Source organism: Streptomyces sp. NPDC001020, from assembly GCF_053599115.1.
The window spans coordinates 37,489-58,767 of the sequence record NZ_JBSFLQ010000034.1 but is presented as its reverse complement, the minus strand read 5'-3'; the positions used below and the strand labels follow the sequence as shown (position 1 = coordinate 58,767).

At 68.4% G+C, this 21,279-nt stretch carries 22 protein-coding genes and 1 riboswitch; of the genes, 7 read left to right on the top strand and 15 right to left on the bottom strand.

Features of this window, described 5'->3' with window-relative positions; translation table 11 throughout:
- Nucleotides 1–112 precede the first annotated feature (112 nt).
- The gene (locus tag ACWDEX_RS27770; protein ID WP_450466921.1) at nt 113–952 is read right to left on the bottom strand and encodes an NmrA family NAD(P)-binding protein; all 840 of its coding nucleotides are present in this window, start codon (nt 950–952) and stop codon (nt 113–115) included.
- Between the two features lie 230 nt (nt 953–1,182).
- Here ACWDEX_RS27770 and ACWDEX_RS27765 point away from each other — a divergent pair, with 230 nt between their 5' ends.
- Both ACWDEX_RS27765 and ACWDEX_RS27760 read left to right on the top strand, forming a co-directional pair.
- A complete protein-coding gene (locus ACWDEX_RS27765) occupies nt 1,183–1,608 on the top strand; it encodes a VOC family protein (RefSeq protein ID WP_450466956.1) in 426 nt (141 codons plus the stop codon).
- 128 nt (nt 1,609–1,736) lie between these two features.
- The gene (locus tag ACWDEX_RS27760) at nt 1,737–2,156 is read left to right on the top strand and encodes an iron chaperone (RefSeq protein ID WP_450466919.1); all 420 of its coding nucleotides are present in this window, start codon (nt 1,737–1,739) and stop codon (nt 2,154–2,156) included.
- A 303-nt stretch (nt 2,157–2,459) separates the two neighbouring features.
- Here the strand turns inward: ACWDEX_RS27760 and ACWDEX_RS27755 are convergent, their stop codons facing one another.
- The 3 genes from ACWDEX_RS27755 to ACWDEX_RS27745 all read right to left on the bottom strand — a co-directional run bounded on the left by ACWDEX_RS27755 (nt 2,460) and on the right by ACWDEX_RS27745 (nt 5,206).
- Nucleotides 2,460–3,695: an MFS transporter gene (locus tag ACWDEX_RS27755; protein WP_450466918.1), complete on the bottom strand. Its 1,236-nt coding sequence runs from the start codon at nt 3,693–3,695 to the stop codon at nt 2,460–2,462.
- A 50-nt stretch (nt 3,696–3,745) separates the two neighbouring features.
- Nucleotides 3,746–4,504 (bottom strand): GntR family transcriptional regulator, encoded by a 759-nt coding sequence (locus ACWDEX_RS27750; protein WP_450466917.1) that lies wholly within the window; start codon nt 4,502–4,504, stop codon nt 3,746–3,748.
- 312 nt (nt 4,505–4,816) lie between these two features.
- Nucleotides 4,817–5,206, bottom strand: coding sequence for a VOC family protein (locus tag ACWDEX_RS27745; protein ID WP_450466916.1), 390 nt, complete (start codon nt 5,204–5,206; stop codon nt 4,817–4,819).
- Nucleotides 5,207–5,302: 96 nt separating this feature from the next.
- On the opposite strand from ACWDEX_RS27745, the gene ACWDEX_RS27740 reads away from it, so the two are divergent.
- Together ACWDEX_RS27740 and ACWDEX_RS27735 are read left to right on the top strand one after the other, a co-directional pair.
- Nucleotides 5,303–6,115 (top strand): TetR/AcrR family transcriptional regulator, encoded by an 813-nt coding sequence (locus ACWDEX_RS27740; RefSeq protein WP_450466914.1) that lies wholly within the window; start codon nt 5,303–5,305, stop codon nt 6,113–6,115.
- A gap of 502 nt (nt 6,116–6,617) precedes the next feature.
- The gene (locus tag ACWDEX_RS27735) at nt 6,618–8,210 is read left to right on the top strand and encodes an adenosine deaminase family protein (RefSeq protein WP_450466913.1); all 1,593 of its coding nucleotides are present in this window, start codon (nt 6,618–6,620) and stop codon (nt 8,208–8,210) included.
- Between the two features lie 169 nt (nt 8,211–8,379).
- On the opposite strand, the gene ACWDEX_RS27730 is transcribed toward ACWDEX_RS27735, so the two are convergent.
- From ACWDEX_RS27730 to ACWDEX_RS27710, 5 genes are all read right to left on the bottom strand, one after another.
- Nucleotides 8,380–8,646: a hypothetical protein gene (locus ACWDEX_RS27730; RefSeq protein WP_450466912.1), complete on the bottom strand. Its 267-nt coding sequence runs from the start codon at nt 8,644–8,646 to the stop codon at nt 8,380–8,382.
- Nucleotides 8,647–8,705: 59 nt separating this feature from the next.
- A complete protein-coding gene (locus ACWDEX_RS27725; RefSeq protein ID WP_450466911.1) occupies nt 8,706–9,206 on the bottom strand; it encodes a methylated-DNA--[protein]-cysteine S-methyltransferase in 501 nt (166 codons plus the stop codon).
- A gap of 82 nt (nt 9,207–9,288) precedes the next feature.
- Nucleotides 9,289–10,827: an AlkA N-terminal domain-containing protein gene (locus ACWDEX_RS27720; RefSeq protein WP_450466910.1), complete on the bottom strand. Its 1,539-nt coding sequence runs from the start codon at nt 10,825–10,827 to the stop codon at nt 9,289–9,291.
- A 181-nt stretch (nt 10,828–11,008) separates the two neighbouring features.
- Nucleotides 11,009–11,842 carry a maleylpyruvate isomerase family mycothiol-dependent enzyme gene (locus ACWDEX_RS27715; RefSeq protein WP_450466908.1) on the bottom strand — a complete coding sequence of 278 codons (834 nt, stop codon included), beginning with the start codon at nt 11,840–11,842 and terminating at the stop codon, nt 11,009–11,011.
- Between the two features lie 60 nt (nt 11,843–11,902).
- A complete protein-coding gene (locus tag ACWDEX_RS27710; RefSeq protein WP_450466907.1) occupies nt 11,903–13,075 on the bottom strand; it encodes an MFS transporter in 1,173 nt (390 codons plus the stop codon).
- Between the two features lie 93 nt (nt 13,076–13,168).
- Between ACWDEX_RS27710 and ACWDEX_RS27705 the strand changes: the two genes are divergently transcribed.
- On the top strand, nt 13,169–13,930 hold the full coding sequence (locus tag ACWDEX_RS27705; protein ID WP_450466906.1) for a DeoR/GlpR family DNA-binding transcription regulator: 762 nt from the start codon (nt 13,169–13,171) through the stop codon (nt 13,928–13,930).
- A 42-nt stretch (nt 13,931–13,972) separates the two neighbouring features.
- On the opposite strand, the gene ACWDEX_RS27700 is transcribed toward ACWDEX_RS27705, so the two are convergent.
- The 6 genes from ACWDEX_RS27700 to ACWDEX_RS27675 all read right to left on the bottom strand — a co-directional run bounded on the left by ACWDEX_RS27700 (nt 13,973) and on the right by ACWDEX_RS27675 (nt 19,909).
- On the bottom strand, nt 13,973–15,322 hold the full coding sequence (locus ACWDEX_RS27700; RefSeq protein WP_450466905.1) for an acyltransferase family protein: 1,350 nt from the start codon (nt 15,320–15,322) through the stop codon (nt 13,973–13,975).
- Between the two features lie 252 nt (nt 15,323–15,574).
- Nucleotides 15,575–17,212: an Nramp family divalent metal transporter gene (locus ACWDEX_RS27695; RefSeq protein ID WP_450466904.1), complete on the bottom strand. Its 1,638-nt coding sequence runs from the start codon at nt 17,210–17,212 to the stop codon at nt 15,575–15,577.
- A 318-nt stretch (nt 17,213–17,530) separates the two neighbouring features.
- Nucleotides 17,531–17,703, bottom strand: a riboswitch (M-box (ykoK) riboswitch).
- Nucleotides 17,704–18,099: 396 nt separating this feature from the next.
- A complete protein-coding gene (locus ACWDEX_RS27690) occupies nt 18,100–18,471 on the bottom strand; it encodes an ArsR/SmtB family transcription factor (protein ID WP_450466903.1) in 372 nt (123 codons plus the stop codon).
- Between the two features lie 200 nt (nt 18,472–18,671).
- Nucleotides 18,672–19,046, bottom strand: coding sequence for a hypothetical protein (locus ACWDEX_RS27685; RefSeq protein ID WP_450466902.1), 375 nt, complete (start codon nt 19,044–19,046; stop codon nt 18,672–18,674).
- Nucleotides 19,047–19,322: 276 nt separating this feature from the next.
- Nucleotides 19,323–19,487 carry a hypothetical protein gene (locus ACWDEX_RS27680; RefSeq protein ID WP_450466900.1) on the bottom strand — a complete coding sequence of 55 codons (165 nt, stop codon included), beginning with the start codon at nt 19,485–19,487 and terminating at the stop codon, nt 19,323–19,325.
- On the bottom strand, nt 19,484–19,909 hold the full coding sequence (locus ACWDEX_RS27675; RefSeq protein ID WP_450466899.1) for a helix-turn-helix domain-containing protein: 426 nt from the start codon (nt 19,907–19,909) through the stop codon (nt 19,484–19,486). The genes ACWDEX_RS27680 and ACWDEX_RS27675 overlap by 4 nt, the downstream gene beginning before the upstream one ends.
- A 21-nt stretch (nt 19,910–19,930) precedes the next feature.
- On the opposite strand from ACWDEX_RS27675, the gene ACWDEX_RS27670 reads away from it, so the two are divergent.
- The gene (locus ACWDEX_RS27670; protein ID WP_450466897.1) at nt 19,931–20,074 is read left to right on the top strand and encodes a hypothetical protein; all 144 of its coding nucleotides are present in this window, start codon (nt 19,931–19,933) and stop codon (nt 20,072–20,074) included.
- Between the two features lie 247 nt (nt 20,075–20,321).
- Nucleotides 20,322–21,221, top strand: a complete 900-nt coding sequence (locus tag ACWDEX_RS27665; RefSeq protein WP_450466896.1) for a serine hydrolase — start codon at nt 20,322–20,324, stop codon at nt 21,219–21,221.
- Nucleotides 21,222–21,279: the final 58 nt, after the last annotated feature.

Genomic DNA, 21,279 nt, shown 5'->3' with positions numbered 1-21,279 from the left:
CGAGGCAGGTCGGCGCCGCAGTACCCGCCCGGCGTGGCGGTGGCCTCCTCCCCTGGCGGTGCGACAAGGCGGACGGCGACCGCGGCGGGTACGGACCGCGGCGCCGGGTGGTTCAGGTGTTCCACACGCCGCTGGCCGCGGCGTCACGGGCGAAGTCGGCGAAGTCCTTGGGCTTGCGACCGAGGGTCTCCTCTACGCCGTGGACGAGATGGGCGTTGCGGCCGTCCAGGATCAACTCGAACAGGTCGGCGTACTCGACGGGAAGCCCTTCGTCCTCAAGGGACTTGCGGAAATCGTCGAGCGTGACGGGGGTGTAGGTGATCTGCCGTCCGGTCGCCTTGCTCAGTTCCTCGGCGATCTGGTGGAAGGTCAGCAGACGCGGTCCGGACAGCTCGTAGGTCTTGCCGACGTGACCGTCCTCGGTGAGAGCCGCCACGGCGACGTCGGCGATGTCGTCGGCGTCGACGAACGGCTCCACCGCGTCTCCGGTCGGCAAGGCGAGTTCACCGGCGAGAACCAGTTCATGGAAGAAGCTCTCGCTGAAGTTCTGCGTGAACCAACTGGCCCTGATCACCGTCCAGTCGGCACCGGACTCCTTGAGCTTGTCCTCACTGACGCGGGCCCCTTCCTCTCCGCGCCCGGACAGCAGGACCAGACGCCGGGCCCCCTTGGCGACGGCGGTGCGGGCGAGGGCGCCGACAGCCTCGGCGGCGCCCGGGAAGGCGAGGTCGGGGTAGTAGGTGACGTAGACGGCGCTGACGCCTTCGAGGGCGGCGTCCCAGGTGGTGGGGTCCTCCCACACGAAGGGCGGCTCACCGGAGCGGGACCCGACGCGCACCGGAAGGCCTCGTGCCGTGAGCCGCTCGGCCACCCGGCGCCCGGTCTTGCCCGTGCCGCCGATCACCAGAGTCGTGTTGTCCGCGGTTGTGGAAGTGCTCTCTGTGTTCGTCATGCCCTCAGTCAACTCCTTGACCAGTGAGAGGAACCATAGCCGCGAAGCTCACTTCTGTACGCGGACGTCTACGACGGGCGTGCTTCTCGCTGGACGGCGGCAGACCGGGGCCAGTACGCCCAGTCCGCATCAGGCGACGTCCGCCCTGTCGGGCGGTAGCGTTGTCACCGGACGGCGATCTACTACCTACCTGTGCGTGGGGGCGGTTGATGAAACAGCAGTTGAGTCTCGTGACACTGGGGGTCGGGGACCTCAAGATCAGCCGCCAGTTCTACAGTCACGGCCTGGGCTGGACACCGCTCCTCGATCTGGACGAGATCGTCTTCTACCAGATCGGCAAGGGGGTCGCGTTGGCGCTCTTCCCTCTGACCGACCTCGGCATCGACACCGGCCACCCGGCAACTGCCGGCACACCGTTCACCCTCGCCCAGAACCTCGACTCACCCGCCCAGGTCGACGAGGCCGTACAGCGGGCCCGTAGAGCAGGAGCGACTGTCCTCAAAGAGCCGCAACGCGCGGCGTTCGGCGGTTACCACGGCTACTTCACCGACCCCGACGGTCATCGGTGGGAGGTGTGCCACAACCCCGGCTGGTCGGTCGCTGACGACGGCACGGTGACCCTGACGGCAGTTGACGCACCCGACGCGAAGAGCTGACTACCCGTCAACCCTCACGGGTGCTGCCTACGACTGCTGTACACACCGGTAATCCCGGTGTCGGTGAGCCAGGATAAGGTCTGCCCTCAAGTTCCGGCTCATCAAGATTCTCAAGGGGGAGATCTGTCATGAGCAGCACCGAAAGCGACACGTACGGGGGATTCACGGCCGAGGAGCGGGCCGCGATGAAGGACCATGCCAAAGAACTGAAGGCGGCGGAGGCGGAGCGGGACGTACTCGCGAAGATAGCCGAGATGCAGGACTCGGACCGGATCATGGCCGAACGCGTCCATGCTGTCATCACAGCCAGCGCCCCGAACCTCGCGCCCAAGCTCTGGTACGGGATGCCCGCCTACGCGCTGGACGGCAAGGTCCTCTGCTTCTTCCAGAGCGCGGAGAAGTTCAAGGCGCGCTACGCGACGCTCGGGTTCAGCGACCAGGCCAAGCTGGACGAGGGCACGATGTGGGCAGCCGGTTTCGCCCTGACCGAGGTGACGGCCGAGGTGGAGGAGCGGATCGCCGCGCTCGTGAAGCAGGCGGTGAGCTGAGACACCCGAAGCGACACTCCAGCGCCTGAATCTGCGCCTCGACACCCTGCTGATGGGCGTCGAGGCGTAGCAGCCGTCCGCCTCGTAGCCCGGACCGTGCCGCACCACCTCCGGCACCACCCCGGTCACGCCATGAACACGTTGCCTCAGTGGGTACGGCTGGCAAGGTCGGCTCATGGGCTGCGGTGCTCCGGATCGCGAGCCACAGGAGGCCGGCCGGGACGGTCAGGCCCCCTCTCAACACGCTCCCCTTTCTTGACGAAGCCGTCACATCGCCTCAATAGCCGTACTCTCCGGCTTCCGTTACCTGGGCAACGTCCGCATAGTGCGAAGCGGTGACAGGAAGTTCGGAAGGAAGCTCAGCGTCATGCCGACTGCGCCGATCCACAACGTGGCTGTCGCTCCGAACACAGAGCCCACAACTCCACCCAGGACTCCTCCCAGAGGGAGGCCACCCCAGGACACGAACCGGGCCGTCGCGCTCATCCGACCGAGGAACCGATCTGGCGTAAGGGCCTGCTGGAAGCTTGACTGAGCCACAACGCGGACGACCCCGCCCAGCGAGAGACCCGCGAGCCCGATCGCCGCCGCGTACACGCTCCAACCAGGTCGCGCCAACGGCATCAGAGCTGTCAGCGGACAGGTGAGGAGTGGCGCGATCCAGATGACCGGACCTTGCCCGACCCGCTTCGAGACCCTGGCCGCCAACAGTGCACCCAGCAGGGCGCCACAACCCATTCCCGACAGGATGAGGCCGATACCGAAGGACTCGAGGCCCATCTCCCTCTCCAAGAAGACCAGCAACATGGTCTGATACATGATCAGGAAGGGGTTGAACAGCGCATCCCCCAATATGGTTGCGCGCAGTACGGGATGCTTGAAGACGAACTTCAGCCCATCCTTGATGTCTCGACGCAGTTGAGGGTGCTCACTCGGCTCCGGCTTCTGTTCGCGCTTGCGGATACTGATCGCTATCAGACCCGACAGGGCCATCCCGACAGAACTGGCCAAAAGGGCTGAAGGGGCTCCGGCCCAGCCGACCAGTGGGCCTGCTACCGCCGGCCCACTGATGCTGGTCACCGAGCGCACCGCCGAGAGTTTCGCGTTTCCTTCAACAAGGTTGCCGCGCCCCACCAGGTGCGGCAGATAGCTGAGGTAAGCGACATCGAAGAAGACAGTCAGCACTCCATGAACCAATGCGACCGCATAGAGCCACCAGACTGTCAGTAAACCGGCCCACCACGCGATCGGTATCGTCAGGAAAACCAGCGACCTGACAAGATCGGTGCTGATCATGACCGACCGCTTCCGTATGCGGTCCACCCACGCGCCTGCCGGCAGGCCGACCAGGAGCGAGCCCGCAGTGGTCATCGCGGTCAGCAGTCCGACCTGGAACTCATCAGCGTTCAATGCCACGATCGCAACCAGCGGCAATGCCAGAAAAATGACGCGATCGCCCAGCTGGCCGAGCGCGGTGGCGGCAAACAACCGCCCGAAGTTCGGATCGCGTAAGAGGCCGAGCCGGGAGGGTATTGACATTCGGGTTACCTACTGTCGAATTCGCAGTGTCGCGCTACTGGCTTCAAGTGCTACGGCAGGTCGATGCCGAACTCGTAAGCCACTTCCCGGCGTACGTCCGGAATGACGATGTCGGCGGTTTCCACCGGACGTCCGTCGGTGGCGAAGATGGTCCGCTCGATCTGGAGGACCAGGTCCCCCACAGTGATCCCCAGTAGGTTCGCCTGTTCCTGGCCGGCACGAGCCGGGCGCGGCAGTTCGACCACGGTCTCGACGGCCACACCGATGGAGCGCATGCGCTCGACCACCCCCTTTCCCGCGAGGGGGCCCATCTCGGGCAGCACGATCGGCGTTCCCCCCGTGATGGCCATCGGCTCCCAGGATTCCGAGAGTTGGACGGGTTGGCCGTCGGCGAGGAACTCGTAGTGCGTGTTCACGCAGAGGTCTCCGGCGCTGATGGCGAGACGCTCGGCGATGGCCTCAGGGGCGGGGACGCGCACTTGGCTGTGGGCGTCCCAGGCGCCGGCCGTGCCCCGCTCCTTCACGTCGGCACGGGAGGGGGAACCGCCCCGACGTTCACGGTGCCGCGAGCGGACCATCCGCAGGCGCTCGCGCGGCACACGGACGTAGGTCCCCGAGCCCGGACGTCCTTCGAGGAGGCCCTTGACGATCAGACGGTCCATCGCCTTCTGCGTGACATTGCGCCCGACCCCGTACTCCTCGGCAAGCTGCGCCCGGGACGGCAGACGCTCCCCGACCCCCCACTCTCCCGCGAGAATCCGCGCGCGCAGCGCATCGGCTACTGCAAGGTACGGCGCTTCTCGGGGCATGTGTGACTCTCCGATTGGTGTGCTGCGCGACGGCTGGTGGCGGCGTTGGCAAGCTACTGCACCAGGTGAAAGCTACTGGAGTAGAAATACGCTCGGTACTCTCAACCCAGGGTCGGCAGGACGAACCCGGTACAGAACTTAGTCACCGCCGGCGAGGAGGTCACCGCTGCCCTTGTCGGTCTCACTGTGGCGGCACAGGCAGTCGCACAGTGCGGCGCGAAGGCACACGACCTCAGCAGCGCTCATCCCCCGCCGCACACGGCACGCGCCCCCTCACGAGCACGTGAGGGGGCGACGCCGGATCCGGTTGTCTCAGCGACTGGTGGGGGCGTTCCAGTCGACCAGTTGGACGATGACACCGTTGGGGTCGCGGACCTGGAAGGCGCGTTCGCCCCACTCCTCGTCGGTCAGCGGCATCGTGATCGCGACGCCCTCGGCACGCAGACGCGCCAGCTCCCCTTCGAGGTCGTCGACGACGAAGGCGAGAATCAGCCCGGCGGCACGCTCTTCACGCTGGTCCGCCGGGAGAGTCGCCAGCCCCCGCCGCAGGAAGACGACGTTCATACCGACGTCGTCACGCGCGAGAGACGCGAAGCCGTCGGCGGCCATCTCCTCACGGAACCCGAAGTGTTTGACGAGAAACGCACTGGAGGCAGGGACGTCGTCGACGTTGAGCGACACGGCACTCGAAGTGACCTGCACGGATACTCCTTCACGATCGCACTGAGCCCATTCACAACTTCTCTGTACGTCGTACACTGTACACCGTACAGAGATTATGTGCGAGAAGATGATCCCGTGCCTACGGAACGAACCAGCGCGGGCGACCCGGCCCGAACCCTGCAACTGCTGTGGCGTGACTCCACTCCGGACCGTCGCCGAGGGCCTCGACGCGCGCTGAGCCTCGATGCGGTGGTCGAGGCCGCCACCACCGTCGCCGATACCGAGGGCCTGGACGCCGTGACCATGCGCCGGGTGGCCCAAGAACTCGGCGTGGTGCCGATGACGCTGTACACCTACGTCCCGGGCAAGGCCGAACTCCTCGACCTCATGCTCGACGCCGCCTACGCCGGTATGCCCCGCACGGACACCACCGGACAGCCCTGGCGCCGACGTGTCACCGCCGTCGCCGAAGAGAACAAGTCCCTCTTCGAGCGCCACCCTTGGGCCGCGGCCGTTTCCACCGCCAGACCACCGCTGGGACCGGGCCAGATGGCGAAGTACGAGCACGAACTATCCGCACTCGACGGCCTCGGCCTCAGCGATGTCGAGATGGACGACTGCCTGAGCTACCTGCTCACCTTCGTGCAGGCATGCGCCCGCGCCGATGCCGACGCCCGCGCCGCCCAGCACGACAGTGCCATGAACGACCAACAGTGGTGGGAAGTGAACGCCCCGCTCCTGAGCCGGGTCCTCGATGCGAAGGCCTACCCCACCGCCGTCCGCGTCGGCCAAGCGGCAGGCGCCGCACACGGCAGTGCCTACAACCCGGACCACGCCTACGCGTTCGGACTGCAACGCGTGCTCGACGCCTTCGCCGCCCTCATCGACCAAAGCCGAAGCGCGCACGCATCCGCCTCAACGCAAGGGAGCGATGGCGGTACCCATTGAGTCGGAGGAAGTGCCGTCAACGCTCCAGGGCGAACCAAGGCGCACCAGTTGCCTCCCCAGATCAGCTGCCTGGAGCGTGCCGGGGAACGTTCATGCCTCTGACACGTCGTCTCCAGCGGTCGGCAGTTCATTGTGGCCTTCGCTCCAGTGGTTCACCCATCCACATACACCACATGCGTAACGTCCGTTGACACCAGCCACTTCGGTACCGCACTGACGGCACCCGATCGTGGTGATCTCCTGGCCCTCGAGGAACGCCACCGCCGGCGCCTGCTGCCGGGATTCGGCCCGATCGCGTGTCATACCGCGTACTGTAACCACGCGTCGGGCGCCTCCCCAGAGGTAGGGCCGCAGTTGGGACGCAGCCAGGATCCGACCGGCCGTTACCGAGCCGCTCCTACCGACGGTGACCTCCCCCAGCCGGTCACTCGGTCGGGGGAATGCCGCGTGCACACGGCCCGTCAGTCCGTGCCACAGCCCTGCCTGCCCCGATCATGCCGTGGTGAGCTTGCAAACCCGAAGTGTCCTACGCCGCCGGATCGTTCCGGCCGCCCTCGGCACCCTCTCCCTGCTGTCCGCCCTGCCCGCCACCGCACAGCCGGACCACGGGCATCCTTCGCGTGCCGTGCCGCCGTCCCGACTGGCGACGGCCGCCGAGGCCCGTACCGACGCCTACCTGAACTCGGTCCGCGACCAGCCCGAACTGCTGCGAGGTTTCTTCCTGCGACTGCCCAAGGGCGGAGACCTGCACAACCACCTCTCCGGCGCGGTGTCGACCGAGTACCTCATCAAACTGGCGACCGACGACGGGCTGTGCGTCAACACCACGACGATGACCGCCGTCACCCCGCCGTGCGGCCCCGGCACACGCCCCGTGGCGGATGCCCGCACCGACCGCACCTTCCACGAAGCGCTTCTGCGCGCATGGTCCATGGAGGACTTCCCTCCCGACCAGAACGGTCACGACCACTTCTTCGACACCTTCGGGAAGTTCGGCGAGGTGACCTGGCGACACCGCGGAAAACTGCTCGCCCAGGTCGCCAATGACGTCGTTCGCCAAAACCAGCTCTACCTGGAAACCATGGTCACCCCGGCTTCGGACAGCGCCAAGAAGCTGGCTGACAAGGTCGGTTGGGACGACGACCTGGCCGCCCTGCACCACAAGCTGGTGGCCGGCGGCAAGCTGGACGCACTCGTGGCCGAGGCCCGCAGGGAGACCGACGACTCCGAGGCCGAGTTCCGCGCCACCGAACACTGCGGCACCCGGCAAGCCCGGCCCGGCTGCCGGCTCACGGTCCGCTGGATCTCCCAGGCATCCCGCGGCAGTTCACCGGAGCGGGTCTTCACGCAGCTCGCTCTCGGGATGCGACTGGCGGAGCGCGACCGGCGCTTCGTCGCGGTCAATCTCGTCCAGCCCGAGGACTGGGACAGCTCGCTGCGCAACTACAGCCTGCAGATGCGCATGGTCGGGTATCTGCGCAACCAGTATCCCAAGGCTCATGTCACCCTGCACGCGGGCGAGTTGTGGACCGGGCTGGTCAAGCCGCAAGACCTGAAGTTCCACATCAAGGAGGCCGTGAACGTCGCCCGCACCCAGCGCGTCGGACACGGCGTCGACCTCGTCCACGAGGACTACTGGCAGCAGACGGCCCGCACCATGGCAGCCCGCCAGATCGCCGTCGAGGTGCCCTTCACCAGCAACGCCCAGATCCTCGGCGTGAAGGGGACCGAGCACCCCTTCACCGCCTACCGCCGTTTCGGCGTCCCCATCGTCCTGGCCACCGACGATCCCGGCGTGTCCCGGATCGACATCAGTCATGAGTACCAGTACGCCGCCGGCACCTACGGCCTGACCTACCCCGAGCTGAAGGATCTGGCCCGCGCCTCCCTGGAGTACGCCTTCCTGCCCGGCACGAGCCTGTGGCAGGCGCACCCCACCACCAAGGGCTACCACCTCGCCCCTGCCTGCCGCGGCGAACGCCCCGGCGTCCCCGTGCGGACCCCGGCCTGCCGACGCCTGCTCGCCGACAGTGCGAAGGCACGGCTGGAGTGGCGACAGGAGGCTGCCTTCGGCGCCTTCGAACGCGCCCACTGAGACACGCCCCGTACCGACCCGGAACCGGAACCGGAACCGGCACCGGCACCCAGCAGGCGGTGCCGGTGCCTGGGAGCTGGCCCCCTCAAGCGCCCGCGCGCTCCTTCACGCGCGACATCTCCTACGGACCCGGACAGGGGCCAACGGGTTTCCGCCGGCCAGGCCTGTCTCACGGCATGTCCCCTCGCCAGTCGAACCTGTGCCCGGCCGCTTCCCTGGGTACATACACCGCGCGACCGCCCGGCCCATAGCGGCCTATCTCGGTCGGCAGCACTACTCCGTCCTTCAGCTCGTTGTCGGGCCGACCGGTGACATCGAGCAGCAGGCCATCCAACGGACCGCCGACCAACTCGGCGTACACCCGACCCGATCGCGGGCCCGGATCGTCGTGGCCGGCCCCGTAGACCCGGCCTTGCATGAACTCCAGCTCATCCATGCGAACACCATCGCAGCCGCCACTGACAACGCGGCCACGAGGAGAACCGGTGTGATGCCTCAAGCTGCCGGGTGTTCCAGGTCCAGCAGTTGCCGCTTGCGTTCCAGACCGGCCGCATAGCCGGTCAGCGCGCCACCGGCGCCGATCACGCGGTGGCATGGGCGTACGACCAACAGCGGGTTGGCGCCGATCGCCGTTCCAACGGCCCGTACCGCGGCCTTCGAGACTCCGATCCTCCGGGCGATGTCGCCGTAGGTGAGAGTGGTGCCGTACGGGATCGCCTCCAGTGCCGTCCACACCCGCCGCTGGAAGTCCGTACCGCTGGTGACGTACTCGATGTCGAAGCGGGTCAGCGTGCCATCGAAGTACGACCGCAATTGGGCGACGATCTCGGTGAACGCCTCCGGCTTCTCGGTCCAGCCGTCACGGACGACGGCCCCGTACTTCTGGCCGGGCATGGACAGCGAGGCGAGCGCGGTGCCGCCCTTGGCGGTGTCCGACTCCTCTCCCACCAGCAGCAGTTCGCCCAGGGGGCTGTCCATCATCGTGTAGACCGTCATCGGTCCGCTGTCCTTTCACCAGATCTCTCGGTGGTGCCCTCAGCAGCCACTCTGCAGGGTGTACGCCTTTTGTGTCCGGACGTCACGTTGCCGGGGCACGGCGCCGGTCGCCGGCGGCGTTCCAGAAGTGGTGCATGGCGTAGGTGCGCCAGGGCCGCCAGCCTTCCGCGTCCACCGCCTCCGCGCCCGTGTGTCGCATGCCGGCCTGCACGGCCACATCGTCGGTGAGCAGGACATCGGGGTCGCCCAGCGCCCGCATACGGATGTAGCCGGCCGTCCACGGTCCGATGCCGTGCAAGGCCAGCAGGGCCTTTTCGGCCTCGTCCCGGTCGGCTCCCGCGTCCAGGCGCACCGTGCCATCGGCCAGCGCGCCGGAGATCCCACGCAGGGTGGCGCGGCGGGATTCGGGCGTGCCGAGTTCCGTCAACGACGCCCCGGCCAGGGCCTCGGCTGTGGGGAAGACATGGGTGAGGCCGCCACTGGGTGTCTCCAGTGGCTGCCCGTAGGCGGCCACCAGCACATTGCCCAGCTTCTGCCCTGCGGCCACGGACACCTGCTGTCCCAGCACGGCGCGGATCGCGGCCTCGTGCGGGTCGGCGGCTCCGGGAGCGCGCAGTCCGGGCCGGCGTTCGACCAGCGGGACGAGTGCGGGGTCGTTACGGAGGCGTTCGGTGACGGCGTAGGGGTCTGCGTCCAGGTCGAACAGGCGACGTATGCGCTGGGTGGCGGTGGTCAGGTCGCGTAGATCGCCCAGGTGCAGATGGCACTGGAGCCAGCCGTCGCCGTGCTTCTCGCTGACCTCGGCAATGCCCGGCGCGTGCGGCAGGTTCAGGGTGCGCCGGTAGCTGCGGCTGCCGGGCTTGCCGGTGACTTCCTCGACGCCGGTGAGGGATCGGACGGTGAGGTAGTCGAAGACCTCGGCTGTGGAGTAGGGGCCGCGGTAGGCCAGGCGCAGCGGTATGCCCGCCGCACGGTCCGCACTGCCGACTGCTCCGTAACAGGCGGATCGGCCCTGCTTGGCTACGCGCAGTTCGCTGGGCGTGGCGGCGTAGATCGCGCGGATGGTGTCGTTGAACTGCCGCACGCTGGCGAACCCGGCCGCGAACGCGATCTCGGCGGCCTGCATACGGGTGGTCTGCAACAGGATCCTGGCGGTGTGCGCTCGCTGCGCCCGCGCGAGGGCGGTGGGGCCGGCGCCGACTTCCGCGTTCAGTTGCCGCTGCACCTGCCGCGTGCTGTAGCCCAGCCGCGCGGCCAGTCCTGCCACACCCTCGCGGTCGACGACCCCATCGCTGATCAGCCGCATCGCACGGCCGACCGCGTCCGCGCGGGCGTTCCATGCCGCGGAGCCGGGCACCGCGTCCGGGCGACAGCGTCGGCACGCACGGAAGCCAGAGTGCTGAGCGGCCGCGGCGGTGGGGAAGAAACACACATTCCGCCGCTTGGGTGTGGTGGCGGGACAGCTCGGTCGGCAGTAGATGCCGGTCGTGGAGACGGCGAAGAAGAACTCGCCGTCGAAGCGGGCATCGCGGCTGCACACCGCCTCGTACATGCTGTCGTCGCTGGTCACCCTTCTACTCTGCGGCACTCCAGGGGCTGGTCGCTGGCGGGAATCAGACATCGCGTTCCGGGTGGGTCGGGCGTACTCGGACAGTGGCCTTGCGTGACGCAAGTCAAGTCAGGCGTTTACGGAAGTCGCCTCCGCTACCTGCCTGCGGGCGAAGGGCCTGGTGGCCATGCCTGAGACTGCGGCCGGTGTGCTGATGATGGTGCGGTTCCACGCCCTCCGTGGGTTCTGCGGTTCAGGGCGCGGTGAACAGGGTCGGGAAGCGGAGCGCGAGCCACGGTTTACGCCCCCATGCGAGTACCTGACCACGGGCGATGGCCCGCCACGGGTCGCGACGGCCCAGCGCCATGAGGAGGAACGTGACGGGCTCGATGGAGATGGTGCAGTCGGGACGGCCCGGTGGCCTCGGCGAAACATCGACGGTGCCTTCGGTGAAGGTGACGCCGAACGCCGAGCCGCCCCGAAGACGAAGCGTGTAGCGGACCGTCAGTCCGGCTGCGGCTGCGGTGTTGACGACGCGCGGCATGGCCGTCGTCATGAACGGCATGCACAGCCCGACCCGAGCGCGGTCGATCATATGGGGCCGGCCCAGCGCGCGAGCGAGGTCGTATCCGTGGCCGAGCATGTGCGTCAGGAGGTACGAGGCGAGGATGGACCGGTCCAGGGGGCCGAGTGGTGAGACGACGGTCCGGTCGGCGGTTCCGTCCGCCACGTTCTCGGCCACCGCGTCGAGGAAGAGGTCCGCCTGCTGCACGATCATCGCCGCCAGCGGTTCCGCGCGGCGTTCGTCGAACGCGGCGAGGGCACGTGCGTTGGCCGCGGCCAGGCTCTTGGGCGTGCCGTCCCCGTATGGGCGTTCGTGGCCCCGTGCAAGGTCGGCCATCAACTCGTTGGCCTGCGCGAGATGTGCCGCCGCCTCACCGACGGTCCACTCCGAGCCGGGTATGTGAACGGTCGTATCGGTCACCGTGCGCAGGAGCGCGGCGATGTCACGGGCGCTCTCGCGTACGGCCTGCCCGAGTCCTACGGGCAGGGTGCCCCCGGTTTCCTGTCGTGCCCCTGGTTCCACGCGGCTCCACGCCCCTCGTCGTGCCTGCTGCGCTCGTCGCGCACGTAGCGCCGTACCCAATCAGGCACGAGCAGGCTGCGACAAGGGGCGGAGGATCCCGGCGGCCGCCGCCGTGACAGCACAGCAGGCCACGGGGAGGAAGAAGGCCAGGTTCAGCGGGACCAGATGCGTGAGCCAGCCGATGACGGCGGGACCGGCGAGCATGCCGAGGTAGCCGAGGCTCGCGACGCGGGAGACGTTGGCACCGGCGGCGCCGTCGTCGGCATGGCCTGCGGCGCTGAAGAGCTGGGGAACGCATCCGGACAGTCCGGCACCGAAGAGGGCCCAGCCGGACAGGGCGAGAGGTATCCACGGGGACAGGGCGGCTGCCGTCATGCCGAGGGCGGACAGCGCTGCGCCGTAGCGCAGGATCGCGGCGGGGCCGAAGCGGGCGGAGATGCGGTCGGCGAGCAGTCGGCCGATGGTCATTGCTGCGGCGAAAGCACCGTAGGCGAAGGCCGCGGTGCCTGCCGAGGCCCCGAGGACGGTACGCAGGTGCAGCACGCTCCAGTCGTTGGCGACGCCCTCGCACAGCATGACCATCAGCGCGAGGGCCGCCAGGATCCAGATGCGGCTGGCCGCAGTGCGCGAAGTCGGTTCGCCCTGCTCAGCCTCGGGCTCGGTGGCCGGTTCGGTAGCGGAGGGCAGGAGGCCGGGCGCGGCACATACGGCGATGGCGATCCCGAGGGCGGCGGCTGCGCCCAGCGTTACCGCGGGGGCCCAACCCCAGCTCGTGGTGGCGGCGCCGACCAGGGCGGCCAGAACACCGCCGACGGAGAAGGTGGCGTGGAAGGCGGACATCACCGGGCGCCCGTAGGCCTTCTCGACCTGGACGGCGTGGGCGTTCATGCTCACATCCAGGCAGCCGTTGCCGAGGCCGAGCACGAAGAGAGCGCCCGCGAGCGTCCAGGCGTCCGTGGCCAGGCCGGGCAGTACCAGGGCGGCGCTGCACAGGACCGCGGAGGCGGGCACCACGATCCGCGTACCGAGACGGTCGACGACCGGGCCGGTCAGGCGCATCCCGACGAAGGCGCCCGCCGCGAGCAGGAGCAGGAACCCGCCCAGGACGGCGTGGCTGATGCCGACGCGGTGCTCGACGGGAGGAATCTGCACGATCCACATCCCCATCAGCGTTCCGTTGAGGACGAAGTAAGTGAAAGTGGCCAGACGCGCGGCGCGCAGTGATCGGTCCATGGGCCAAACATATCGAACATGAATTGTGTGCGGAGACGCCGGTATCTCACATCGTTGTTGTTCGTACAACGGGGATGGTGTTCAATCACGGGCATGGTGAACACGGACCGCCTGAGGCAGATCACGGACGCCGTACGCGAGGCGGGCAGTCTTGGGGTCGGGGATCTGGCGGACCTCACCGGAGCATCGGAGATGACCGTCCGCCGAGACCTGGAGGTGCTCGCCACCCAGGGTGTGCTGGAACGCTTCCGCGGCGGCGCCCGTAGTCTGCTGCTGCGCGGTGAGGAACCACCCTTCGTCCTGCGCGCGCGGGAAGACACTGAGGCCAAGCGGCGCATCGCCGCGCATGTGGCCTCGCTGATCGCCGACGGGGAGACTGTTGTCCTCGACAGCGGCACCACCTGCCTGGAGGTCGCCAGGGCACTGCGCGGCCGACTCGTGACCGTGATGCCCCTGTCACTACAGGCGGTCAACGCGGTCGCCGACGGCCCCGGGCAGACCACACTCCTGGTTCCCGGCGGCCGACCCCGGCCGGGCGAGGGAGCACTGACCGGCCCCTTGACGCTGTCGTCGCTAGCGGCACTGCGCTTCGACACTGCGGTCATCGGCTGCTGCGGACTGACCGCGGAGCAGGGCCTGACCGCCTACGACCTTGACGACGCCGCCGTCAAACAGGCGGCGATCGGCTCTGCACGACGTGTCATCGCCGCGACCAGCGGTGTGAAGCTCTCCCGTACGGCCCACGCCTTCGTCGCCCCGGTCACGGCTCTGCACACTCTCGTCACCGACCAGTCGGCACCGGCCGACGAGATCAAGGCGATCAGTGCCGCGGGCGTGACCGTAGGGACGACCTGACCGGCCAAAGGGCCGCGGCCCTTCCTCAAAGCTCCATGTCGCTCACGCGGCGGCGCCACGGTCCGGGTGGTCGATGACCGACGCGGCCTCGTCGGGCCCGGAACAGGAGGCACCGTCGCGTGACACTGCCCGCTGGGGAAACATCACCAGGAGGGCTCCCAGGAACAGGCCCAGGGCGGGCAGCCCTGGGAAGCGGCCGTCGTGTGCCAGGCCCTGTACGGCAAAGCGGGTGAGCGCGGCGCCGGTTGCGGCCAGGCCGAGCCACAGCCTCCAGGAACGACGCAGGTCGACCCGCGGGCGGGTCCACTCGTACAGCACCGACAGTGCGCGCTCCAGCGGCTTCAGCACGAACACGACACCGGTCAGAACGATGCCGAGCACCAGCAGCCACGGCACACGCAGGGCCCACCATGCCGGGGACCCGAATGCGGGCTGGGGAGCGAGCCCGGTCAGGTAGAACGCGGCGGCGACGATCAGCACCGGCAGCATGTGCCACAGGTACAGGGTCATGGTGGCGCCGCCCACGGGGCGCACCATTCGCCACACCCGCTCGCGGTCCATCAACCGCCGCACCCTCGGCGCGACGAGAAGGCACAGACCCACCTGGGCCAGGGCCCAGGCCAGCATCGCCGCAGACGGCGGATCGGTGTTGCTGGGGCGCTGCCCGGTCACCAGGATCAGACTGACCGGGAACGGCCCGAGGGCGACGAGCCCCGCGAAGGCCAGCCCACCGCCCACGGCCATCGCGACCGGCACCCGCCGACGCGCGGTCAGCAGGCCGTCCCGCCAGCAGAAGCCCAGTTGATAGGCGACTCCCCACACGAGCGCGTAATTGACCAAGCCGACGTACGGCGCGTGCGCCGCCAGCACCACGGTGTCGACCGCCAGCGCAGCCGTGCCCATGACCACGGGGACACGGTGTCCCCAGCGCCGATGCGCCGTATGCAGCGCGGGCGTCAGAGCGCTGAGGACCAGATACACCGGAAGAAACCAGAACTGCATCGCCATCGCCCATCCCACCAGCGCCAGCGTGTCCGGGGCCACGCCGAACGCCGCACAGATACCGACGGCCAGCAGCGCCGGACCGCTGTAGACGACCGTCGGCAGCAGGAGCCGCAATGCCCGCTGTCGCACCCACCCTGTGGCCGTGGCACCGGCCGCACGGGCACGCGACCATGAGCCACCTGCGGCGTGGCCCCCGGCCAGGAAGAACAGGGGCATGATCTGGAACGCCAGGGTCAGCCACTGGGTCCAGGGAAGAACCGCAAGCAACTCCGGTGCCGTGATCTCCCCATCGGGTCCCCGGACCAGGGCGGTGATCAGCCAGTGGCCGAAGACCACGAGGATGATCGCCCACGCGCGCAAGAAGTCGACGTAGCGGTCTCTGCTCATGTGTCGTCATGTTGCACCTCGGCGCGATACCACCGCAGCGGAAGGCGGGAAACGGGGTGCCGTTGACGAGCGAGGAACCAGGTGGCAAGTCACCCGCCAGTAGCGTTCGGGGCGAAGGAGGGCGGGGGGCTGATCCGGATCCGTCGGCCGGAGACCGGCAATGAGCCCGCCGTACAGAGAGAGCTCCCTCCTGTGAAGCGACGGGGCGGCACCGGTGGTGCCGGCGCCGCCCCCCGTCATCGACAGCGACCGTCAGTGGCCGAGCGCCACTTGGAAGATCTTGATGACGACCAGGACCATGGCGATGAGCAGATAGGTGCGCAGCGCGCCCATGCCGACCTTGCGGGCGGTGGACATCACCGGCTTCGTCAGTGTCTGAAGCGGCGGCATCCGCCACGTGTCGCGGCCGGTCCGGTCAACCGGCTCCGGGCCGGCGGTACGACGCTTCAGCAGCGCGTAACCGGTGGCCAGCATGCCGGTGACGGCACAAGCGGCCATGATCTTGAAGATCGCGCCTGCGGAGAGGTCCGGGAAGAGCACTGCGGCGGTCAGGATCACCGACAGGGCGACCAGCACCCCGACCACCGCGGCGGTGAACGCGTTGGTCTTTGCGCCGTTCACCCATGGGCCGAGGACCTGGCGGTCGTTGCACAGCAGCAACAGGAACACCGACGCGGACGGCAGCAGGACCCCGGCGAGGGTCTGCACGCCCTCGGTCAGCAGCCCGAGCGGGGATCCGGGGATCAGCACGATGGCGGCAGCCGCCGCGACCAGGCCGGCGTAGACGGCGTAGAAACCCTTGGCGCCCCCGACTCCGCGGTGCAGGGAGTGCTTGAGCCCGAGCACGTCCCCGATGGCGTATGCGGTGGACAGGGAGACGGCGAAGGCGCCGATGATCGAGGCGTCCAGCAGCGCGATCGCGAACAGCACGCCGGCGAGCTTGCCCGCCTTTGCCTGGAGGCCGTACGCGATGCCGGCCGTGTCGGTGAAGTTCCCGAACCCGTGTGTGCCGGCGAACGCGGCGGCGGTGAAGCCCATCATGGCCGCCGCGCCTATGACGACCACGACGATGCCGATCCACAGGTCGGCCCTCTCGTAGCGCATGAACCGGGGGGTGATCCGCTTGTCGATGACGTAGGACTGCTGGAAGAACAGCTGCCAGGGCGCCACCGTGGTGCCGACGATGCCGATGATCAGGAGCATCACAGTGGCGAGCCGGCCAGTACCGCCGGGCAGGTCCGGGACGACGAAGTCCCGTGCCATCTGGCCGGTTGCGGGGTGGATCATGAAATAGATCGGCACCAGCAACAGTGAGGCCGCGCACAGCGTCATCGCCACCCGCTCGAACCGGCGGAAGGAGCCGGTGAACGCCGACGCGACGATGACGACGGCGGCCAGGACCACCGCGGCGGCCTTCGGCAGCCCGAGATACCCGGCGGCCAGGGTGATGCCGATGAACTCGGTCACCAGGGTGAGCGCGTTGAGCAGGAACAGGTCGATCACGGAGAACGCACCCCAGAACTTCCCGAACCGCTCCAGGATGAGGCGCGCGTGACCGACTCCGGTGACGGCACCGAGCCGCAGCACCATCTCCTGGTTCACATACAGCACCGGCACGAGCAGCAGCAGCGCCCACAGCAGGTGAGTGCCGTGGTTCTGGCCTGCCTGGCCGTAGGTGGCGAACGCTCCGGCGTCGTTGTCGCCGACCATCACGATCAGCCCGGGGCCGACGATCGCCAGCAGGGTCTTCAGCTTCGCCGGCAGTCCCGCCCGGGGTGCGGTGTCATCGAGTGTGATGGTGCCGAGCGCGCCGCGGATGTCGCCGACGTGCGCGTCGTCGAGCACCGCAGCATGCGTCGTGGCGGTGCCCATGGTGGCTTCGGTGGTCATCAGTGCCTCCCGGTCCCCCAGTGGGGGAGCTCAGGGGCACGCAGCAGCCATCACCCTGCGCGACTACTGTGCGCAGGACAGCGTTCACCCGCCCCGCGGCCGTCAGGCGGCCGTGCGGGGGTGCACGAGCGCGGGGTACCGCGCAGGGAGGTGGTTACCGCGTGCCGGAAGAATGCGAGGACAAACGGATCAGGGGCCTACTGTGGCCCGGACTACTGCAACTGCAATCCATGTCTCTCGCCTCCTTCCGGCCGGGACGCCGACAGGCGGCGTCGTCATCGACTCGGCAGAGAGCGACCAGCCCGCATGACCGCGGCTGATTCACCCCTTCTCGTCAGAGCTTTGGCACTTCACGGCGTAATCCCGCGAGCGGGCAGCCACCTGGCCTCACCCCTTAGGCCGGGGAGAGGTGTCCTGACCCTGGGGGTCTCTCGACGTCGTGGGGTCAGTGGCCTGTGTCCGTGAAGACGCCTCACCGAACGAGGTGCCTTTTCAAACAAATACGAGTCTAGACCCGCTCCGGAAGACACTCTCGCCGCATTGCCCAGTTTTGACCGGACCGCGGCCAGCCCCTTGCCGACAGGGCCAACCGGCACATCCCCGCGAAGCGGCACCGTGGCGAGTTGCGGGACCTGACCGGGCGGGAGACCGTCTTCGTCGCCCGCGACCTGCGCGACCGTGACCTCCAGCGCCAAATCCACGAGGGCCTCAACGACGAACACGGGTAGCCGCCTCCAACTCGCCATCCCCGCACCCCGGGACCCCGAGCCGGAGCCCGACGCGGCCGGATGCGATATCAGCCCCCTCGCCGTCCAGCAGGGGGCCGCGTGACGTTCAGGGCCGTGCCCGCGAGTGGGAAACGTCGTGACAGACCGCCTCCGGCACCGTCACGAAGGTCGGCCGGTATCGCCCGGGGCCAGGGCCGGCTGGAGGTCGGCCTGACGTAGTTCAGCCAGCAACTCGCTTTGTCCCGTGAGCAGTTCGGTCAGGATCCGGCGAGCCGCGCGCAGGAGTTCGGCGACGTCGCCACCGGCGAGCGCGTAGCTGACGGTCGAGCCCTCCCGGATGGACACCACGATTCCCGAGCGGCGCAGTACGGCCAGTTGCTGCGAGAGGCTGGACGGTTCGATCTCGATCTCGCTGAGCAGGTCGCGTACAGGGACGGGGCCGCTCTGCAACAGCTCCAGGACCCGGATACGCACCGGGTGTCCGAGCATGCGGAAGAACTCGGCCTTGGCCTGGTAGAGGGGGACCTGCATGGTGAATCGCTCGCTCCCTGCCGCGTTCGACGGGTTGTGTTCTGAGCGCGGCGGCCCGGCGCATGCCGCCGCGGGCTGTGTTGCTGACCGATCCTCGCGGCTCCAGCTCCGCACACCCGTGTGATTGCCCTGATCTGGATGTGCCCAGATGAAGAAATCTTCAACTCATGGGCGTGCGGAGGCATGGAGGAATCGGCTGCTCACACCTCCAGTTCGGCCTCGATGCGCTTGAGCTGGTGACGGGCCATGGCGAGGTTCGACCTCGCCTTGTCGAGCACGAGGTAGAGGAACAACCCGTTGCCACTGCGGCCGGTGAGCGGGCGGATGATGTGGTACTGGCTCCCGAGCGTGATCAGTATGTCCTCGATCTCGCCCTTGAGGCCCAGGTGCTCCATGGTGCGGGCCTTGGCGCGGATCACGTCCGTGTTGCCGGCTGCGGCAACGGTCAGGTCGAGGTCCTTGCCACCCCCCAGAGTGCCCAGCGCCATACCGCTGGTGTAGTCGACGAGAGCAGCCCCCAAGGCGCCCTCGATCGAGGTCATCGTCTCCTTGAGAGAGATCTCCACATTGGCCATGCCGGTTTCTCCTCCTGGTCACTCCGCGGCCCGGGCGTCTCCCGCCGGGCTGGTGCCCCGGACCTTACGGACTGTGTGCGGCTGGCAACCGAGTTGCTCCGGGACTGACCGAGAGAGCTCTTGAATGACGAAAGAAGCGCGATCTTTGATCAATCACGTACGACATGTGATCGTCTGATTGCCTACCAACTGGAGGGGCACGGACGGCGCGGGACCGAGGCCAAGTCGCGGGAGGGGCGCCGGGCGGCGTGGTTCACCGGTCCGGGCTCCCTCCACTCACGTCCTCACTGACCGCCAAGGCCGCAGCGCCAGTTCCGTCGCCTGCCGCACTCGCGCCCGGAGGTCGGTGTCCACACCGTCGGCACCCTCCTCGTCCATGAGCGCGTCGAGTGCGCCGCTCACCGCCCCCGTCAACGCCCCGGAAAGCGCCGCTGCGGTCACCTGGTCCAGCTCGTCGGGGAACGCCGCATGCAACTCCTGCGCGATCTCTTGCTGCGCCGCGAGCTGGACTTGCAGCGCCTTGCCCCGCACCGCGGGGACATGTGGAACAGCCGCATCCGCACGGCGGCCATCGGGCTCACCATGTCGGCGTCACTCTCGGCGATGGTGTCGAGCGCCCGCAGCAACACGTCCACCGGCCCCTCGGCCGGGTCGCGGTCGGCGATCGCCGCGATCGTGGCCCTCGCCCGCGCGTCGCTGTCGGGGAACAAGATGTCCTCCTCGCCGGCGAAGTACCCGAAGAAGGTCCGGGTGCCGGTCTCCGCCGCCGCGGCGATCTCGGCAACCGTCGTCTCGTCGTACCCCTGGCGGCCGTCCGCTCCGTCCCCCACGCGCAGATTCCGCTCGATGTGCTTCGGGAGCACGACCCCGAGGTCGCGAAGGTGATGACCTGGGCCAACGGGACCTTCCACGACATCGGCCTCGCACTCGTACGGAAGGCATTCCCGGGTGTCATGGACTTCGACAGCTGGCTGGACCGGTCGGGCAGAGCGCGACTCCAGACACAGCTGGACTCCCCGTCTGCGTGACCGCCCACGTACCGGTCACGCAGCCGAGTACAGAAAGGGGCGTACGGGGGTGGTCGCGATCAGAACAGCACCGTCAGTCCGCACACGGCCCACCATGTGACCGCGAGCACACTCCAGCCTATGGCTCTCGCCACAATCTGGCCGGAAAGCCGCCCATGGTGATGGCGGTCACCGCGTCGAGCGGGTGTTTTGCCTACTTTCGTAGTCGCATGCCCCCTTCCCCCATGAATTGCCGAGGCCTGCTTCCATGCCGTACCGACTGTTCTCCTTGCCGCGACCGCACACCACGGGCAGACGTCGAGCCAAGCGCGCCGTCGCCTGCGCCGGTGTGCTCCTGGCGTCAGTGACGACACTCTTCTCGGCCGAGGCACTCAACGCGGTACCGGCGGCCGCGGCCACGTCGTCGGCGCGGGCCGGCGCTCCCGACTCCCCCGGTCCGGAGCAGCCGCAGCCCGAGGCACGGGTGACAGCCGCGGTGCTCGGACTGGACGGCACACACCACGAGCCAACGGTCTACGGGGACGACACCCCCTATGACACCGCGAGCATCATCAAGGTCGACATCCTCGCGGCGGTGCTGCTCCAGGCACAGGACGCGGGACGGTCCCTCACTCCCCAGGAGGAGGCCTACGCGGAGGCGATGATCGAGCACAGCGACAACGACTCGACGAGTGCCCTGTGGCGGCAGATCGGTCTGGCGCCGGGGCTCGAGGCGGCGAACAAGCGGCTGGGACTGACCTCGACGAAGGGCGGCCCCGGTCCCCTGTGGGGTCTCACTCAGACGACGGCGAGTGACCAGATCCGACTGTTGCGCGTGCTGTTCGACACCAGCCCGGCCTCGAACGCGGACCCCGCCGCGCTGAACGAGACGTCGCGGGCCTACATCCGGACGCTGATGGCCCATGTAGCGGGCGACCAGGCATGGGGTGTCTCGGCGGCCGCCGGATCCGGGTGGGCGTTGAAGAACGGTTGGCTGCAGCGCAGTACGACCGGGCTGTGGGACATCAACAGCGTCGGACAGGTCACCGTGGACGGGCACCGGTACCTTGTCGCGGTCCTCTCGGACGGCAACACGTCGATGAAGGACGGCATCTCACTGGTGGAGCGCATGGCCCGGACGGCCGTGTCCGCGGCCTCCGACCAGTGACCGGTCACCGTCACAACACGGGCTGAGGCGCGCCCCCACGCCTACCGCGCGGGGGCGG

Bases quoted from the DNA above. Each gene is read 5' to 3' on its own strand.
- ACWDEX_RS27750 (WP_450466917.1), bottom strand. From the start codon at position 4,504: ATGCCCCGAGAAGCGCCGTACCTTGCAGTAGCCGATGCGCTGCGCGCG.
- ACWDEX_RS27685 (WP_450466902.1), bottom strand. From the start codon at position 19,046: ATGGCCAATGTGGAGATCTCTCTCAAGGAGACGATGACCTCGATCGAG.
- ACWDEX_RS27665 (WP_450466896.1), top strand. From the start codon at position 20,322: ATGCCGTACCGACTGTTCTCCTTGCCGCGACCGCACACCACGGGCAGA.
- ACWDEX_RS27690 (WP_450466903.1), bottom strand. From the start codon at position 18,471: ATGCAGGTCCCCCTCTACCAGGCCAAGGCCGAGTTCTTCCGCATGCTC.
- ACWDEX_RS27730 (WP_450466912.1), bottom strand. From the start codon at position 8,646: ATGGATGAGCTGGAGTTCATGCAAGGCCGGGTCTACGGGGCCGGCCAC.
- ACWDEX_RS27720 (WP_450466910.1), bottom strand. From the start codon at position 10,827: ATGTCTGATTCCCGCCAGCGACCAGCCCCTGGAGTGCCGCAGAGTAGA.
- ACWDEX_RS27710 (WP_450466907.1), bottom strand. From the start codon at position 13,075: ATGGACCGATCACTGCGCGCCGCGCGTCTGGCCACTTTCACTTACTTC.
- ACWDEX_RS27755 (WP_450466918.1), bottom strand. From the start codon at position 3,695: ATGTCAATACCCTCCCGGCTCGGCCTCTTACGCGATCCGAACTTCGGG.
- ACWDEX_RS27760 (WP_450466919.1), top strand. From the start codon at position 1,737: ATGAGCAGCACCGAAAGCGACACGTACGGGGGATTCACGGCCGAGGAG.
- ACWDEX_RS27770 (WP_450466921.1), bottom strand. From the start codon at position 952: ATGACGAACACAGAGAGCACTTCCACAACCGCGGACAACACGACTCTG.
- ACWDEX_RS27670 (WP_450466897.1), top strand. From the start codon at position 19,931: ATGACCTGGGCCAACGGGACCTTCCACGACATCGGCCTCGCACTCGTA.
- ACWDEX_RS27700 (WP_450466905.1), bottom strand. From the start codon at position 15,322: ATGAGCAGAGACCGCTACGTCGACTTCTTGCGCGCGTGGGCGATCATC.
- ACWDEX_RS27695 (WP_450466904.1), bottom strand. From the start codon at position 17,212: ATGACCACCGAAGCCACCATGGGCACCGCCACGACGCATGCTGCGGTG.
- ACWDEX_RS27725 (WP_450466911.1), bottom strand. From the start codon at position 9,206: ATGACGGTCTACACGATGATGGACAGCCCCCTGGGCGAACTGCTGCTG.
- ACWDEX_RS27705 (WP_450466906.1), top strand. From the start codon at position 13,169: ATGGTGAACACGGACCGCCTGAGGCAGATCACGGACGCCGTACGCGAG.